The sequence below is a fragment of the Hydrogenophaga sp. genome, assembly GCF_041913525.1.
Lineage (GTDB): Bacteria > Pseudomonadota > Gammaproteobacteria > Burkholderiales > Burkholderiaceae_C > Hydrogenophaga.
Map to the genome: position 1 here is coordinate 112691 of NZ_JAYSFD010000004.1, position 15791 is coordinate 128481.

Sequence of the window (15791 nt, forward strand, 5' to 3'; positions counted from 1 at the left end):
GCGCTCAGGCGCTCAGGCGGCTTCCACGAAATCCGACAGCGAGCGCCCGCGCCCCAGCAGCACCGCGCGCACGTGCAGGCTGTCCATGTCGGCCTCGCTGATGCGATCGCCCAGCGGATACAGGCGCTTGTTCTCGATGCGCACGTAGCTCAGCGGGTAGTCGCGCGCGAGCGAGAGCCACAGCGCGCGCGCGGCCGGCGACTGGCGCGCCCCGGTGATGGCGCTGCGCCCGCCGTCGAGCCACCAGCGGTACACCGTGCTGGCGATGCGCTGGCGCCGGTACGGCACCGACACCTTGGTGTGCGGCGCGCGCAGATGGCGGTCGGCACGGCGGTGAATCTCCACCAGGCGGTTGAAGGTGATGTAGGCGGCCAGGCGGTCGCGCACGGTGTCGGTCACGTAGACGAACTGTTCCCCGTCGGCCTCGCGCAGCGTCACGCGCAGGCCCGCGCGCGGCAGGTGCAAGTCGGCAAGGGGCTGGGGCGCCGGGTTCAGGCCAGGCAGGCGGCCGTGCAGGCGCTGCAGTTCCAGTTCCAGCTCCACCTCGGGCAGGTGCACGTCAATGCGCAGCTCGGTGACGAGGCGGCGCAGCAAATCCAGCAGGCGCGGGGCGCCCCAGGGGGGCAAGGCAGGGGCCAGGGGCAGGGCGAACGGGGTCGCCACGAGGGTGGGGGACATGGGGCGTCTTCCAATGGCCGGGCGGCCCACGCCTGGCAGGCAGGCCAGGAGACGGGCACGCGGCATCGCGCGGCGTGTGGCCCGGCGATGGAAGTTGCGCTGAAAGGGAAGGGGTATCGCCGGGCTCAGGAATCTGCGGCCGGCTGGCGCAGGCCCGCGCTGAACCGGGCACACCAGCGCCGCTCGCCGGTCTGAACGACCGGCCAGGGGCGTGGTTGGAAGGTGTGTGCGCGGGAGGCCATGGGCCGAGACTCTAGGCGATGTGGCGGTTTGCTGTCAAATCGCTGACGCTGCCGGCCCCGCCCGATCAGGCCCCGCGCCGATCAGGTGCCGCCCGCGGCCTGCAGCTCGGCCAGCAAGGCCTGCTTGAGCTTGTATTTCTCGATCTTGTTGGTGGGCGTCACCGGCAGCGCAGTCACCACGCGAATGTGCGCCGGCTGCATGTACTTGGGCATCTTGGCGGCGGCGTGGGCGCGCAGCTCGGCCTCGCTCACCTGCTCGCCGTCTTTGAGTTCCAGGAACACGGCGATGTCGTCTTCGTCGCCTTCGCGGGCGGGCAGGGGCAGGGCGGCGCAGGCGCGCACCTTGGGGTGGCTGGCCATGAGGGCCTCCACCTCAAAGGACGACACGTTTTCGCCGCGCACGCGGAAGAAGCCGCCCATGCGGTCCACGAACAGGTAGGTGCCCGAGCCGTCGGGGTTCTCGCGGCAGGCGTCGCCGGTGTGGAACCAGCAGTTGCGCAGCACCTTCACGGTGGCCTCGGGCTTGCGGAAGTATTCCTTGAGCAGCAGGCCGGGGTAGCGCGGGCGGAAGGCCAGTTGCCCCACCACGCCGGGGGCGCAGCGGTTGTCGTCTTCGTCCAGGATGGCCACTTCCAGCAGCGGGTTGGGCAGGCCCATGAAGCCCTTGGGCAGGGGCTGGCTGCCGTCCACCACCAGGCGCCCGGCGTCGCGGCAGGCGGCCAGGTAGGCGGCCTTGGGCAGGCCTTTCCACAGCTCGGGTGGTGTGCCGTGCTCGGCGCCCCACTGGTCGATCATGCCGGTGAAGCCCACGCCCGATTCGGTCTGGCCGAAGCCGCAGCTCACGAAGTCAATGCCGAAGCGCCGCGCCACCTCGTGGTGGTTGGCGGGCAGGGGCTGCATGTGCACCTTGTTGAGGGTGTTGCGGCGGTCGCTCTCGCGCGGCTCGGCGCTGAGCAGCCAGGTGATCATCACGTCGAGCAGGATGCAGCAGCTCGCGCCCACCTCGGCAATGCGCTCCCAGAAGCGGTTGGGGCTGAAGCGATCCCACAGGCCCACGGTGTTGCCCACCCACACGGCGCGGGTCACCAGGGCGAAGGCGCCACCCACGTGGTACATGGGCAGGTCGCAATACAGCACGTCGTCGGCGGTGGTGGCGGTGCGCAGCGGCAGGCTGTAGTGGTTCATCCAGCGAAAGGGCTGCACCACGCCCTTGGACGGGCCGGTGGTGCCCGAGGTGTAGACGATGTTGGCGGTGTCGAACGGGGTGCGCGGGATCACCGGCGTGGGGTCGCCGCATTGCTCCAGCGTGCTCAGCGGCGTGATGGCGAACAGGCCCCGCACCGGGGCCATGGTTTCTTCCGGGTTGTGGTCGTGCTCGCCCGGGCGCGGCTGGTGCATCACCACCTGCTTGAGGGTGAGGTCGGCGGCGATGTCGGCCAGGATGGGCGCGAACGACGGGTCGGTGATGAGGGCGAAGGGCTGCGTGTCGTTGAGCTGGTACCTCAGCAGGTCGCCCTTGAAGTTGAAGTTCACCGGCGCGAACACGCCCCCTGCGCGCCAGATGGCGAACATGGCCAGCACGCTCACCAGCGAGTTGCGCGTGAGCACGCTCACCGGCTGGCCGGGCTGCAGGCCCAGGGCCACCAGGCCGGCGGCCAAGCGGTCGGTGCGGCGCTTGAACTCGGCGTAGCTCAGGCGAATGCCGTCTTCGCCGTAGTGCAGGTAGACCTTGTCGGGCATGTCCTGCGCGCGCTGGTCCAGCACGTCGAGGATCACGTCGCCTTCGGCGACCAGGGTGTCGAACAGGGCGTCGGGTGTCATGGCGGCTCCGGGGCAGCGGTGGGGTGGGCTCAGGCGTCGATCCAGGCCAGCAACTGGCCTTCGCTCACGGTGTCGCCCTCGGCCACGCACCACTCGCGCAGCACACCGGCGCGCGGCGCCTCCACCGGAATTTCCATCTTCATCGACTCCAGCAGCATCAGGGTGCCGCCCTTGTCCAGCGCCTGGCCGGCCTGGGCTTCGATCTTGAACACGGTTCCGGCCACGTCACACACAACTTTCACGGCAGGCATGGGGTTTCTCCAAAGAAAAGGTCAGAGGCGTTGGTTGGTGGGGTCGAGCTCTTTGCGCAGCGACTCGCCCACGCTGTTGAAGGCCAGGGCCGTGAGCAGGATGGCGATGCCCGGGGCGTACATCTGCTCGGGCGCGATCTCCATGCTCTGGTAGGCCCGCGCCAGCATGGCGCCCCAGCTCGGGTCGGGCGGCTGAATGCCCAGGCCCAGGAAGCTCAGGCTGGCCTCGGCCAGCAGCGCGCCGGCCAGCAAAATCGTCACTTGCACCAGCACCGGCTGAATGGCGTTGGGCAGCACGTGGCGCCACAGAATGTGGCCGGTGCTGGCGCCAAAGCAGCGCGCCGCGTCCACGTACAGCTCTTGGCGCACCACCAGGGTGCGGGCCCGCGCCAGGCGGGCGAGCTGGGGCGCGAACACAATGCCCACGGCGATCATTCCGTTGGTCAGGCCAATGCCCAGCGCGCCGGTCACGGCAATGGCCAGCACGATGGCCGGGAAGGAGAGCAGGGTGTCGATCACGCGGCCCACGGCCTCGTCAAACCAGCCACCCAGAAAGCCCGCCAGCACGCCCACCGGCACGCCCAGCAGCACCGCGATGCCCACCGCCAGGAAGCTGGAGTAGATGGCCACGCGCGCGCCGTAGAGCAGGCGGCTGAACACGTCGCGGCCCAGGTCGTCGGTGCCCAGCCAGTGCGCGGCCGAAGGCGGCGCCAGGGTGTTCACCAGGTCTTGGTCAGACGGGGTGTGCGGGCTGATCCACGGCGCCAGCAGCGCCACCAGCACCAGCAAGACCAGAAAGGCCATGCTCACGGCGGCGCGCTTGTCGCGGCGCAGCCAGTCGAGCACGGCGGCCCATCCGCGATGGGCGGTGTTGGCTTGGCTCATGTCAGCGAACCCTCGGGTCGATGCGGCCGTACAGCATGTCGGCCGTGAGGTTGAGCAGCAGCACGATGCCCACCATGACCAGGATCACGCCCTGCACCACGGGGAAGTCGCGCTGCAGCGCGGCATTGACGATGAGGCTGCCCATGCCGGGCACGGCGAACACCGCCTCGATCACCACCGTGGCCGCCAGCATGCGGTTGGCCAGCAGGGTGATGACGGTGAGCAGGTTGATGCCCACGTTGCGCAGCCCGTGCTTCCACAGAATCGCCATGGGCGAGAGGCCCTTGGCGTGCAGCGTGCGCACCTGCTGCGACGACAGCAGCTCAATGAGTGCGCCGCGCAACTGGCGTGAGATTTCGGCCACGCCGCCGGCGGCCAGGGCCAGCGCCGGCAGCACCGCGTGGTGGATGGCGCGCAGCGGGTCTTGCGAGAAGGCCACCGAGCCCGTGACCGGGAACCAGCCGCGCTCCAGCGCCAGCGTGGCGATCAGCAACATGGCCAGCCAGAAGTTGGGAATGGCCACCCCCAGTGAGCCCACCGACATCACCGCGCTGTCGATCCAGCTGCCCTGGCGGCTGGCCGCCAGCACCCCCAGCGGCGCGCCAATGAGCACCGAGAACACCATGGCCAGCACCACGATGAGCAGCGTGGCAGGCAGGCAGCGCTCGATGCTCACCAGCACCGCCTCGCCCGTGAGCAGCGAGCGCGACAAGTCGCCCTGCACCACCTTCCACAGCCACTCGGCGTATTGGGTGAGGAAGGCCTTGTCCAGCCCGTAGAGCTGCCGGATTTCGGCGATGCGCTGGTCCGAGGCGTTGTCGCCCGCCAGCGTCACCGCGATGTCGCCCGGCACCAGCTTGAGCAGGCCGAAGGCCAGCAGCGTGGCCAGCAGCATCACGGGCAAGGCTTGCGCCAGCCGCCGGCCGAACAGGCCGACGGCGCTCTCCCTGAGGGTAACCATGGGTGTCCTCTCCTGTGGCTCAGGCCTGCGAGATGTCGGTGAACTTCGGCTTGCCCAGCAGGTTGGGCTTGAAGCCCTTGATCTTGGGGCCGGCCGCGGCCACCTCGAACTGGAAGCCCAGCGGGGCGGAGTAGGCGCCTTCCATGATCAGTCGCTGCAGTTTGCTGAACACGGCGCGGCGCTCTTCAACCGACGACTTCTGGCGGCTCTCCACCAGCAGCGCGCTGACCTCGGGCGAGACCTCGGCGCGCCCGGCGTTGTAGTAGGCGTCTTTGGCGTACATCAGCGCGTAGGTCATGCTGGGGTCGGGGCGGCCGGTCCAGGCCGAGAGCAGGGCGTCGAACTTCTTTTCGTTGCCGAAAAACTGGCCCGAGATTTCGGGGATGGTGCCGGTGGTGAACTTGCAGCGAATGCCGATCTTGCCGAGCTGCTCCATCACGATCTCGTTGCGGCGCACGTTGTCCTGGTCGTTGTAGCCACCGAAGGTGATCTCCACGTTGTTGCCCAGGCCGGCCTCGGCCATGAGCTTGCGGGCGCGCTCCAGGTCGTGCGGGTACAGCTCGGCCACGGCCTTGTCGTAGGCCCAGTGGGTGGACGGCAGTTGCATGCCCGCGGCCTCGCCCAGCCCGCCCATGCCAGCGGCGATGAAGGCCTTGCGGTCGAGCGCGAAGTTGATGGCCTGGCGCACCTTGGCGTTGGCCAGCGGGCCACGCGACCAGTTGAAGTAAAGCTGGATCACGTACAGCGTGGGCGCGGTGATGAAGGTGAGCTCTTTGGCGCGCTCGATGAGCGGCTTGTAGCGGGCCGAGAGGGCGTACACGAAGTCGTTCTGGCCGGCCACCACCGAGCGCAGCGCGGTGGCCTGGTCGGTGATCACGGAGAACTCGATGCCGTCCAGGTTCGGCTGGCCGGCGCGCCAGTACTTGTCGTTGCGGGTGACCACCACCTTCTGGTTGTCGGCCCAGCTCACGAATTTCCAGGGACCCGCGCCCACTGGCTTGCGGTCGTGCTCATTGCCCAGGGCCTGCACCGCCTTGGGCGAGACCATCATGCCGGCGCGGTCGGACAGCACGGCGGGCAGGGCCACGTCGGGCGCCTTGAGCTTGAGCGTGACCTGCTGCGGGCCGGTCACGTCCACCGCGTCGATGGAACCCAGGTCGGCCTTCAGGTTGGAGCGCGCGTCCTGGCGGTTGCGGTCCAGGTTGAACTTCACGGCCGCCGCGTCGCAGGCGGTGCCGTCGTGGAAGGTGATGCCAGGCTTGATGTCCAGCACCAGGGTCTTGGGGTCGGTGAAGCGGAAATCGGCCATGCCGGGGCGGGTGCGCAGGGTGTCGTAGTCCCACTCGACCAGGGTGTCGTACACCGTCCAGAGGTAAGAGTGGTCGGTGCCGGCGCCGCCGGTGGCCGGGTCCATGCTGGAGGGGTTGTGCAGCGAGGCGATGCGCAGCACGCCGCCGCGCTTCACGGCGCCTTGCGCCCAGGCCGGCATGGCCATCTGCGAGCCCAGGGCCAGGCCGCCCAGCCAGGCCAGGGCCTGGCGCCGCGGCAGGGCGGGCATCAACACGTCGAAGGAAGGCTTTTCAATCTGACTCATGCTTGTCTCCTGTGGTTATGGGTGGGGTCTCTTCGTCAGGCTTGGGCGTGGTGGCAGGCCACCCAGTGCCCGGGCCGGCGTTCTTGCCAGGCCGGTCGGCTGGCGGCGCAGGTGTCGGTGGCTTGTGGACACCGGGTGCGGAAGGGGCAGCCCGATGGCGGGTCCACCGGGCTGGGAATCTCGCCGCGCAACTCGATGGGGCGCTCGTGGCGCATCGAGCGGGGCAGGGCAACGGGCTCGGCCGAGAGCAGGGCCTGGGTGTAGGGGTGCAGGGGGCGCTCGGCCAGGGCCTCGGCCGGGCCGAGTTCCATCAGGCAGCCCAGGTACATCACGGCAATGCGGTCGCTGATGTGCGACACCACCGACAGGTCGTGCGTGATGAACACATAGGTCAGGCCAAACTCGCGCTGCAGGTCGGCAAAGAGGTTGAGCACCTCGCCACGGATCGACACGTCCAGCGCGGCCACCACCTCGTCGCACACGATCAGCCGTGGCTTGAGGGTGAGGGCGCGCGCAATGATCACGCGCTGCTTCTGCCCGCCCGAGAGCTGGTGCGGGTAGCGGTCGGCGAAGGCGGCCGGCAGGCCCACGCGGGCCATGGCCTGCAGCGCGGCCTCGCGGTTGGCGCGGGCGTCGCGGTGGCCGGCCACCTCCAGCGGCTCCATCACCGAATCGACGATGCGCACGCGCGGGTTCAGCGCGGCGTTCGGGTCTTGAAACATGATCTGGAAATCGCGCCGGTGCTCGCGCATGGCGGCGCGGCTCAGCGTGCCCGGGTCCACACCGTCTTGCAGCAACTGCCCGCCGGTGGGGCGGATCAGCGAGACCAGGGCGCGGCCCAGCGTGGTCTTGCCCGAGCCGGATTCGCCAATCACGCCGAAGGTCTCGCCGGGGTACACGTCAAAGCTCACGCCGTTCACCGCCTTGAGCGTGCGGCGCCGCGGCAGGGGGAATTCCACGCACAGGTCGCGGGCCTGCAGCAGTGGCTGGGGGGTCTGGGGTTCAGCCATGGGTGGGCACTCCGGGCAGTTCCAGCTCGGGCGCGCGGCCGCAGCGCACCCGGCGGTGTTGGGTGTCGATGGCCTGCAGCACTTGCGGGGCCTGGCAGCTCTCGTTGGCGTGGGCGCAGCGCGGCTGGAAGCGGCAGCCCTCGGGCAGGGTGCCGGGCGCGGGCACGCGCCCGGGGATGAAGGCCAGCGGCGCGCGGCGCGGGCTGAAGCGCGGCAGCGAGCGCAGCAGGCCCGAGGTGTAGGGGTGGCGAGGCTCAATCAGTGCGTCGTCCACCGGCGCGTCTTCCACCACCTCGCCGGCGTACATGGTGACCATGCGGGTGCAGGTCTCGGCCACCACGCCCAGGTCGTGCGTGATGAACAGCAGCGCGGTGCCGGTGCGCTCGCTCAGCTCGCGCAGCAGCCGCAGAATCTGCGCCTGCACCGTCACGTCCAGTGCGGTGGTGGGCTCGTCGGCGATCAGCAGCTTGGGCTCGCAGATCAGGGCCATGGCGATCATCACGCGCTGGCGCATGCCGCCCGAGAGCTGGTGCGGGTACTCGTGGTAGCGCTGCTGTGGCAGCGGAATGCCCACCTGCTCCAGCACCTGCAGCGTGCGGTCGCGCGCCTCCTGGGCGCGGTCGGGAAAGTGCACGCGGTAGGCCTCGGCGATCTGCTCGCCCACGGTGAACACCGGGTCGAGCGCGCTCATGGGCTCTTGAAAGATCATGGCCACGTCGCGCCCGCGCACCGCGCGCATCTGCCGCTCGGGCAGCTGCAGCAGGTCGGTGCCTTGCAGCAGCACCTGGCCGCTCACGCGGGCCACGTCGGCCGGCAGCAGGCGCATGAGCGACAGGCCGGTGACGGTCTTGCCGCAGCCGCTCTCGCCCACCAGGGCAATGCGCTCGCCCGGCATCACCGTGAAGCTCACGTCGCGCGTGATGGGCAGCAGGCCCTGGCGGGTCTGGAAGGCCACTTGCAGTTGGCGCACGTCCAGCAGCGGCGCCGGGGAAGTCAGGGGCAGGGTGTTCATCCGGGGGCGTGGACTCAGGGACGGAATTGCACGCGGGTGGGCACCGGGCGCAGCAGGCGGTAGGCGTGTTCGGCGAATTCGCACAGCAGCGGGCGGGTCTGGCGCGGGTCGATGATTTCCTCCACGCCAAAGGCCTCGGCGGTGCGAAACGGCGAGCGCAGCGCCTCCAGGCGGGCGGTGATCTCGGCCAGCGCGGCCTGCGGGTCGGGCGCGGCCGCGAGGTCGGCGCGGTAGGCCGCCTCCACCCCACCTTCCAGCGGGATCGAGCCCCAGTCGCCCGAGGGCCAGGCGTAGCGGTAGCGCAGGCGCGAGGCGTTGCAGTGCGCCGCGCCGGCCACGCCAAAGGTCTTGCGCACCAGCACCGAGCACCAGGGCACCGTGGCCTGGTAGATGGCGCTCAGGGCCCGCGAGCCATGGCGGATGGTGGCGGCCTGCTCGGCCTCCAGGCCGATCAGAAAGCCCGGAATGTCCACCAGGTTCACCACCGGCAGGTGGAAGGTCTCAGCCATGTCCACGAAGCGCGTGACCTTCTGCGCCGTGTCGGCCGACCAGGCGCCGCCGTACACATAGGGGTCGCTGGCCATCACCGCCACCGGGCGGCCATTGAGCCGGGCCAGGCCGGTGATGACCGAGCGGCCGTAGTGGCGCGTGATCTCGAAGAAGCTGTCGCGGTCGAACACGTCGGCCAGGATCTCGCGCATCTTGTAGACCTTGCGCCGGTCGGTGGGCACGGCCTCGATCAGGCGCTGCTCGCAGCGGTCAATGGGGTCGTCGCAGGGCAGGCAGGGCGGCAGCTCGTCCACCGACGAAGGCAGGTACGAGAGAAAACGCGCCGCGCGCTCGAAGGCGTCTTGTTCGCTGTCGGCGATGTCGTCGATGGCGCCGGCCTTGGCGTGCAGCTCGGGCGAGCCCAGTTCGTCCTTGGTGAACTGGCGCCCGGTGCGCGCCACCACCGGCGGACCGGCGATGAACATGTGCGAGGTGTCGGCCACCATCACCGAGTAGTGGCTGGCCACCGCGCGGGCCGAGGCAAAGCCCGCCACCGAGCCCAGCACCAGCGAGACCACCGGCACCGTGGTGAGGTTGTTGACCACCAGGTCCCACGCGGGGTTGGCCGGCACGTAGGTGCGGCCCAGGTGCTCGATGGTGCGAATGGAGCCACCCGAGGCGTCGATCAGGCGCACCAGCGGCACGCGCAGCGAGCCGGCCATTTGTTCCGAGGCGGTGATCTTCTCCATCGACGCGCCGTCAGACGCGCCGCCGCGCACGGTGAAATCGTCGCCCGCCACCGTGACCGGGCGCCCACCGATGCGGCCACGCCCGAACACGAAGCCACTGGCGGCCAGGTCCACCAGGCGGCCTTGTTCGTCGTATTTTGCGGTGCCGGTGGTGGAGCCGATTTCGGTGAAGCTGCCATCGTCGAGCAAGGCGTCAATGCGCTCGCGCACCGTGAGCTTGCCGCCGTCGCGCTGGCGCTGCACCTTCTCGGGGCTGCCCATGCGGCGCACGAGCGCGCGGCGGCGCTCCAGTTCGTCCACTGCGAATTGCCAGCTCATGCCTTGTCTGCCTTCTCGGTTTTGCGGGGGCGCGGCTTGCGCGCGCTGGTGGTGGTGGCCTTGGTCGACTGGGCAGACATGGCCCGGGCCGGTGCCTTGCGGCGCGCGCGCAAGCCGATCACGCGGCAGGCCGCCTCGGTCAGTTCCTTCACGATCTCTTCGGGCGGCAGGCGCCCATTGGGCCGGTACCAGTTGTAGAGAAAACCGGCCAGGCTGCAGGCGGCCAGCGCGGTGATCTTGGTCTCGCGGAACTCCAGCATGCCCTCGTCACGGGCCTGCTCCAGCAGGGGGCAGAGCTGGTCGTAGAAGTGGTTGGCCAGTTGCTTCTGCGCGGCCATGTACTCGGGTCGGTAGACCTGCGGTTCGCGGTAGGGGAAGAAGGCCGAGGGGTAGTGCGCCAGCGTGGCGCGAATGAGTTTTTCCAGCCCTTCAACCACCTTCACGTGGGCGGGGCGGTGGTCGTCGGGCGGGAAATCCATGGTCGAGAAACAGGCCACCGTGGGCGTCCACGACAGGGTCTCGAAGATCTCCAGCTTGCTGCGGAAATAGTAGTAGACGTAAGGCTTGGTCACGCCCAGCGCGTCCACGATCTGTTCCATCGTGGTGTTGGCGTAGCCCTGCTTGGCGAACAGCCGTTCGGCCACCTTGAGGATGCGCTCGCGCTTCTCTTCGTGGGTCATGACCTCACGTGCCTGGCGCGGTGCCGGTGCCTGTTTGGGGGTTGGGGTTTTCGCTTGTCTCATGCGTTATACCGATTGGTAGCTATGTTCTACCAGCGGGTATATATTGGCAAGACACCTGCGGCGGCCGCGGGTTAGGACAAACCCCCAGAGGAGACACGATGGAGACAAGCAGCCGAGCCCTGAACGACATTCCCTTGCACGAGGCCTTGCGACAGCGCGCCCGTGACACCCCCGACAAGGCCGCCTACTTCTGGTACGGCCGTGCCGTCACCTTCGCCGAGCTGGACCGCGCCAGCGACGCCTTCGCCGCCCGCCTGGCCGCGCTGGGCGTGAAGAAGGGCGAGCCGGTGGCGCTGTACATGAACAACTGCCCGCAGTACGCCATGGCGCATTACGGCATTCAGAAGCTCGGCGCCATCGTCTGCCCCTGCAGCCCTCTGAACAAGGAGCACGAGCTGAGCTACCAGCTCAATGACCTGAAGGCCCGCGTGATCGTGGCGGCCGACCACCTGCTGCCCACGGTGGACAAGGTGATCGCCACCACCTCGCTGCAGCACGTGTTCGCCGTGCGCTACGGCGACCTGCTGCCCGAGCAGCCCACGCTGAACGTGCCCGACGAACTCAAGGCCCCGGCGCAGCCCTTCCCGGCCGGGGTGGAAGACTTTTTGGCGGCGGTGAATAGCGGCGCGGCGGCGCCAGAGGTGGCCATCGACATCGACGAGGACGTGGCCCTCATGACCTACACCTCGGGCACCACCGGCCTGCCCAAGGGCGCCATGCTCACCTACCGCAACGCGGTCTACAAGACCGGTGTGTCGGTGGTCGTGAACGGCATCACCCCCGGTGACGTGCTGCTGTCGATTGCGCCGCTGTACCACATCGCCGGCATGTTGATGGGCGTGAACATCCCCGTGCTCTCGGGCGCCACCACCGTGCTGCTGCACCGCTTTGACCCGGTGGCGGTGCTGCAGGCCATCGACCGCTACCGCGTGACCTGGTGGTACAGCATCGCGCCGATGAACGTGGCGGTGATGGCCGTGCCCAATGCGCGCGAGTACCGGCTGGACAGCCTGCGCCAGAACGCGGTGACCAGCTTCGGCATCGCCTTCACCGAGGCCCTGGCCCAGCAGTGGAAAACCTTTGCACCCAACTGCATTGCGTGCGAGGCGGCTTACGGCCTGAGCGAGACCCACACCATGGACACCTGCATGCCGCCCGACGCGATTCGCTGGGGCACGCACGGCAAGCCGGTGCAGGGCAACGAGATCCGCATCCTTGACCCGGACACCGGGCGCGAGCTGCCCACCGGCGAGGTGGGCGAAATCGTGCTGCGCAGCGCCGGCGTGTTCAAGGGCTACTGGAACAAGCCCGAGGCCACCGCCAAGACCCTGCGCGACGGCTGGGTCTACACCGGCGACATGGGCAAGATGGACGCCGAGGGCTACCTCACCTTCATTGGCCGCTTCAAGGAAATGATCAAGGTCTCGGGGTACAGCGTGTTCCCCGAAGAGGTGGAGACCATCCTCATCAAACACCCCGCCGTGGCGCAGGCCGCCGTGATCCCCATGCCCGACGCCGAGAAGGGCGAGGTGGTCAAGGCCTTCATCGTGCGCAAGCCGGGTGCCGAACTCGACGAGGCCGCGCTGGTGGCCTGGTGCCGCGACAACATGGCCGCCTACAAGGTGCCGCGCGCGGTGCGATTCCTTGACGCCTTGCCCGCCACCGGCGCCGGCAAGCTGCTGCGTCGCCTCTTGAAGGAGCTGGACTGAATGTTCAAGAAAATTCTGGTGGCCAACCGGGGCGAAATCGCCCTGCGCTTGGTGCGTGCCGCGCGCGACCTGGGCGTGGCCAGCGTGGCGGTGTACGCCGACGACGACGCCCGCCTGCCGCACGTGCTGTGCGCCGACGAGGCCGTGGCCCTGGGCGGCATGGGGCCCAGTGCCTACCTCGACATTGACCGGCTCATCGGCATTGCGCGAGAGCGCGGCTGCGACGCGGTGCACCCGGGCTATGGCTTTCTGAGCGAGCGGGCCGACTTTGCCCAGGCCTGCGCCGACGCGGGCATTACTTTCATCGGGCCCGACCCGGCGCACCTGCGCCTGTTTGGCGACAAGGCCGCCGCGCGCGCCCTGGCCGAGCGCTGCGGCGTGCCGCTGATGCCGGGCAGCCAGTCGGCCGTGACGCTGGACGAGGCCCTGGCCTTCTTCGACGCGCAACGCGGCGCGGGCGTGATGGTGAAGGCCATTGGCGGCGGTGGCGGGCGCGGCATGCGCGCCGTGCTCAGCCGCGCCGAGCTGCCCGCCGCCTACGAGCGCTGCGTGTCCGAGGCGCGCGCCGCCTTTGGCGTGGACGGCGTGTACGTGGAGCGCCTCATGACCCGCGCGCGCCACATCGAGATTCAGGTGCTGGGCGACGGCCAGCAGGCCATGAGCCTGGGCGAACGCGAGTGCTCGCTGCAGCGGCGCTTCCAGAAGCTGGTGGAAATGGCCCCCAGCCCCAGCCTGAAGCCCGCGCTGCGCGAGGCCATCACGCAGGCCGCGCTGGCCATGGCGCGCGAGGTGGGCTACCGCAGCCTGGGCACCTTCGAGTTTTTGGTGGACGACGCCAGCGACGAGCTGCCCTGGGTCTTCATCGAGGCCAACCCGCGCCTGCAGGTGGAACACACCGTGACCGAAGAGGTGACGGGCCTGGACCTGGTGCAGGCCCAGATCACCGTGGCCGCTGGCGGCACCCTGGCCAGCCTGGGGCTGGACCCGGCGCGCCCCGTGCCGCAGCGCGGCTTTGCGCTGCAGTGGCGCATCAACGCCGAAACCCTGGGGGCAGACGGTCAGGCCCGCGCCAGCAGCGGCGCGCTCACCCGCTTCGACCTGCCCTCTGGCCCCGGCGTGCGCGTGGACACCCACGGCAGCGGTGGCGCGGTGCTCTCGCCGCACTACGACACCCTGCTGGCCAAGCTCATCGTCAGCTCGCGCAGCGACCGCTTCGACGACGTGGTGCGCCGCGCCCGCCGCGCCCTGGCCGAGTGCCGCATCGAAGGCGTGGGCACCAACCTGGGCCTGCTGCGCGCCCTGGCCGAGCGCGACGAGTTCGACCACCAGGACGTGCACACCCGCTTCGTGGAAGAACACCTGGGCGCCCTGGTGGCGCGAGCCGAGGCCCTCACCCCTGCACCGGCCGCCACCACCGAGTCGGCCCAGGCGGCGCGCGGTGTGGCCGAGCCGGTGCTGGCGCCAGGCCAGTTCGCGGTGCGCGCGCCCATGGCCTCCAAGCTGGTGCTGCTCAAGGCCGAGCCCGGCCAGTTGCTGCCCCTGGGCAGCGAGCTGGCCGTGGTGGAGGCCATGAAGATGGAACACGTGCTGGTGGCCGAGACCGCCTGCCGCGTGGTCTCGGTGGGCCCGGCCGTGGGCAGCTACCTGGCCGAGGGCGAGGTGCTGCTGGTGATGGAGCCGGCCGACCTGGACGCCAGCCTCACCCAGGAAGAGGTCGGGCACGACCTGGACCGTATCCGCCCCGACCTGCAGGCCATGCTTGACCGCACCGCCTTCACGCTGGACAGCAACCGCCCCGCCGCCGTGGCCAAGCGCCACGCCCAGGGCGGGCGCACGGCGCGCGAGAACATTGCCGACCTGTGCGACGAGGGCAGCTTCATCGAATACGGCGCGCTGGCCATTGCCGCGCAGTCGCGCCGGCGCAGCCTGCAAGACCTGATGGCCAACACCCCGGCCGATGGCATGGTCACCGGCATTGGCACGGTGAACGCCGAGCACTTCGGGCCGCAGCGCTCGCGCTGCGTGGTCATGTCTTACGACTACACCGTGCTGGCCGGCACCCAGGGCATGCGCAACCACCAGAAGACCGACCGCATGCTCAGCGTGGCGCACCAGCTCGGCCTGCCGGTGGTGCTGTTCGCTGAGGGGGGCGGGGGCCGCCCGGGCGATGTGGACAGCCACAACCTTGCCGGCCTGAACAACCACACCTTCAGCCAGTTCGCCGCGCTCTCGGGCAAGGTGCCGGTGGTGGGCATCGTGCACGGGCGCTGCTTCGCGGGCAACGCCGCGCTGGTGGGCTGTGCCGACGTGATCATCGCCACCGAGGCCAGCAACATCGGCATGAGCGGCCCCGCCATGATCGAAGGCGGCGGCCTGGGCACCTTCCGCCCGGAAGAGATTGGCCCCAGCGGCGTGCAGACGCGCAACGGCGTGATCGACGTGCTGGTGAAAGACGAGGCCGAGGCGGTGCGCGTGGCGCAGCAATACCTCTCGTACTTCCAGGGCCCGGTGGCCGACTGGCAATGCGCCGACCAGCGCCTGCTGCGCCACGCCGTGCCCGAGAACCGCCTGCGCGTGTACGACGTGCGCCACGTGATGCGCACCCTGGTGGACGAGGGCTCGCTGCTGGAGCTGCGCGCCCACTTCGGCCTGGGCATGGTCACCGCGCTGGCGCGCATCGAAGGCCGCGCGGTGGGCCTGATCGCCAACAACCCGCACCACCTGGGCGGCGCCATCGACGCCGAGGCCGCTGACAAGTGCGCCCGCTTCATGCAACTGTGCGAGGCGCACGGCCTGCCCATCGTCTCGCTCACCGACACCCCCGGCTTCATGGTCGGCCCCGAGGTGGAGGCCCAGGCCCAGGTGCGCCACGTGTGCCGCATGTTCGTGGTGGCCGCGCACCTGAGCGTGCCCTTCCTGGCCGTGGTGCTGCGCAAGGGCTACGGCCTGGGCGCGCAGGCCATGACGGCCGGCGGCTTCGATGCGCCGGTGTTCACCGTCTCATGGCCCACCGGCGAGTTTGGCCCCATGGGCCTGGAAGGCGCGGTGCGCCTGGGTTTCCGCAAAGAGCTGGAGGCCGTGCCCGCCGGCCCCGAGCGCGACGCCCTGTTCCAGCGCCTGGTGGACGAGCAATACGCCAACGGCACCGCCGTGAACATGGCCCAGCACCTGGAGATCGACGCCGTGATCGACCCCATGGACACCCGCGCCTGGCTCTTGCGCGGCCTGGACTCGGCCCACGCCAAGCCGCGCGCCCCAGGCCCGCGCTTCGTGGACACCTGGTAAGGCCCGCCCCGTTTCAAGTTCCCACCACAACACCACCCCAAGAG

General features: G+C 69.7%; 12 protein-coding genes. 2 read left to right on the forward strand and 10 right to left on the reverse strand.

Features of this window, described 5'->3' with window-relative positions:
* Nucleotides 1-12: 12 nt before the first annotated feature.
* The 10 genes from ACE3RQ_RS07335 to ACE3RQ_RS07380 form a co-directional block, all read right to left on the reverse strand.
* The gene (locus ACE3RQ_RS07335; protein WP_374521305.1) at nucleotides 13-678 is read right to left on the reverse strand and encodes an N-acetyltransferase; all 666 of its coding nucleotides are present in this window, start codon (nucleotides 676-678) and stop codon (nucleotides 13-15) included.
* A 323-nt stretch (nucleotides 679-1001) separates the two neighbouring features.
* On the reverse strand, nucleotides 1002-2741 hold the full coding sequence (locus ACE3RQ_RS07340; RefSeq protein WP_374521306.1) for a class I adenylate-forming enzyme family protein: 1740 nt from the start codon (nucleotides 2739-2741) through the stop codon (nucleotides 1002-1004).
* Nucleotides 2742-2770: 29 nt separating this feature from the next.
* Nucleotides 2771-2992 carry an acetyl-CoA carboxylase biotin carboxyl carrier protein subunit gene (locus tag ACE3RQ_RS07345; protein ID WP_374521307.1) on the reverse strand — a complete coding sequence of 74 codons (222 nt, stop codon included), beginning with the start codon at nucleotides 2990-2992 and terminating at the stop codon, nucleotides 2771-2773.
* A 21-nt stretch (nucleotides 2993-3013) separates the two neighbouring features.
* The gene (locus ACE3RQ_RS07350; protein WP_374521308.1) at nucleotides 3014-3877 is read right to left on the reverse strand and encodes an ABC transporter permease; all 864 of its coding nucleotides are present in this window, start codon (nucleotides 3875-3877) and stop codon (nucleotides 3014-3016) included.
* Nucleotide 3878: 1 nt separating this feature from the next.
* Nucleotides 3879-4838, reverse strand: a complete 960-nt coding sequence (locus tag ACE3RQ_RS07355; protein WP_374521309.1) for an ABC transporter permease — start codon at nucleotides 4836-4838, stop codon at nucleotides 3879-3881.
* Nucleotides 4839-4857: 19 nt separating this feature from the next.
* A complete protein-coding gene (locus tag ACE3RQ_RS07360) occupies nucleotides 4858-6432 on the reverse strand; it encodes an ABC transporter substrate-binding protein (protein ID WP_374521310.1) in 1575 nt (524 codons plus the stop codon).
* Between the two features lie 35 nt (nucleotides 6433-6467).
* The gene (locus ACE3RQ_RS07365) at nucleotides 6468-7442 is read right to left on the reverse strand and encodes an ABC transporter ATP-binding protein (protein WP_374521311.1); all 975 of its coding nucleotides are present in this window, start codon (nucleotides 7440-7442) and stop codon (nucleotides 6468-6470) included.
* Nucleotides 7435-8454: an ABC transporter ATP-binding protein gene (locus ACE3RQ_RS07370; protein ID WP_374521312.1), complete on the reverse strand. Its 1020-nt coding sequence runs from the start codon at nucleotides 8452-8454 to the stop codon at nucleotides 7435-7437. Before ACE3RQ_RS07370 ends, ACE3RQ_RS07365 begins: the two co-directional genes overlap by 8 nt.
* Before the next feature lie 14 nt (nucleotides 8455-8468).
* Complete coding sequence (locus ACE3RQ_RS07375; protein WP_374521313.1) at nucleotides 8469-10010, reverse strand: acyl-CoA carboxylase subunit beta; 1542 nt, start codon at nucleotides 10008-10010, stop codon at nucleotides 8469-8471.
* Nucleotides 10007-10690: a TetR/AcrR family transcriptional regulator gene (locus ACE3RQ_RS07380; RefSeq protein ID WP_374521314.1), complete on the reverse strand. Its 684-nt coding sequence runs from the start codon at nucleotides 10688-10690 to the stop codon at nucleotides 10007-10009. Before ACE3RQ_RS07380 ends, ACE3RQ_RS07375 begins: the two co-directional genes overlap by 4 nt.
* Before the next feature lie 161 nt (nucleotides 10691-10851).
* Here ACE3RQ_RS07380 and ACE3RQ_RS07385 point away from each other — a divergent pair, with 161 nt between their 5' ends.
* Together ACE3RQ_RS07385 and ACE3RQ_RS07390 are read left to right on the forward strand one after the other, a co-directional pair.
* A complete protein-coding gene (locus ACE3RQ_RS07385; RefSeq protein ID WP_374521315.1) occupies nucleotides 10852-12462 on the forward strand; it encodes an AMP-binding protein in 1611 nt (536 codons plus the stop codon).
* The gene (locus ACE3RQ_RS07390; RefSeq protein ID WP_374521316.1) at nucleotides 12463-15747 is read left to right on the forward strand and encodes a carboxyl transferase domain-containing protein; all 3285 of its coding nucleotides are present in this window, start codon (nucleotides 12463-12465) and stop codon (nucleotides 15745-15747) included.
* Nucleotides 15748-15791 lie beyond the last annotated feature (44 nt).

What these genes read in the sequence shown, in the direction of transcription:
- ACE3RQ_RS07355 (WP_374521309.1), bottom strand. Translation starts at nt 4,838, where the DNA reads ATGGTTACCCTCAGGGAGAGCGCCGTCGGCCTGTTCGGCCGGCGGCTG.
- ACE3RQ_RS07365 (WP_374521311.1), bottom strand. Translation starts at nt 7,442, where the DNA reads ATGGCTGAACCCCAGACCCCCCAGCCACTGCTGCAGGCCCGCGACCTG.
- ACE3RQ_RS07385 (WP_374521315.1), top strand. Translation starts at nt 10,852, where the DNA reads ATGGAGACAAGCAGCCGAGCCCTGAACGACATTCCCTTGCACGAGGCC.
- ACE3RQ_RS07375 (WP_374521313.1), bottom strand. Translation starts at nt 10,010, where the DNA reads ATGAGCTGGCAATTCGCAGTGGACGAACTGGAGCGCCGCCGCGCGCTC.
- ACE3RQ_RS07370 (WP_374521312.1), bottom strand. Translation starts at nt 8,454, where the DNA reads ATGAACACCCTGCCCCTGACTTCCCCGGCGCCGCTGCTGGACGTGCGC.
- ACE3RQ_RS07390 (WP_374521316.1), top strand. Translation starts at nt 12,463, where the DNA reads ATGTTCAAGAAAATTCTGGTGGCCAACCGGGGCGAAATCGCCCTGCGC.
- ACE3RQ_RS07360 (WP_374521310.1), bottom strand. Translation starts at nt 6,432, where the DNA reads ATGAGTCAGATTGAAAAGCCTTCCTTCGACGTGTTGATGCCCGCCCTG.
- ACE3RQ_RS07345 (WP_374521307.1), bottom strand. Translation starts at nt 2,992, where the DNA reads ATGCCTGCCGTGAAAGTTGTGTGTGACGTGGCCGGAACCGTGTTCAAG.
- ACE3RQ_RS07335 (WP_374521305.1), bottom strand. Translation starts at nt 678, where the DNA reads ATGTCCCCCACCCTCGTGGCGACCCCGTTCGCCCTGCCCCTGGCCCCT.
- ACE3RQ_RS07350 (WP_374521308.1), bottom strand. Translation starts at nt 3,877, where the DNA reads ATGAGCCAAGCCAACACCGCCCATCGCGGATGGGCCGCCGTGCTCGAC.
- ACE3RQ_RS07340 (WP_374521306.1), bottom strand. Translation starts at nt 2,741, where the DNA reads ATGACACCCGACGCCCTGTTCGACACCCTGGTCGCCGAAGGCGACGTG.
- ACE3RQ_RS07380 (WP_374521314.1), bottom strand. Translation starts at nt 10,690, where the DNA reads ATGACCCACGAAGAGAAGCGCGAGCGCATCCTCAAGGTGGCCGAACGG.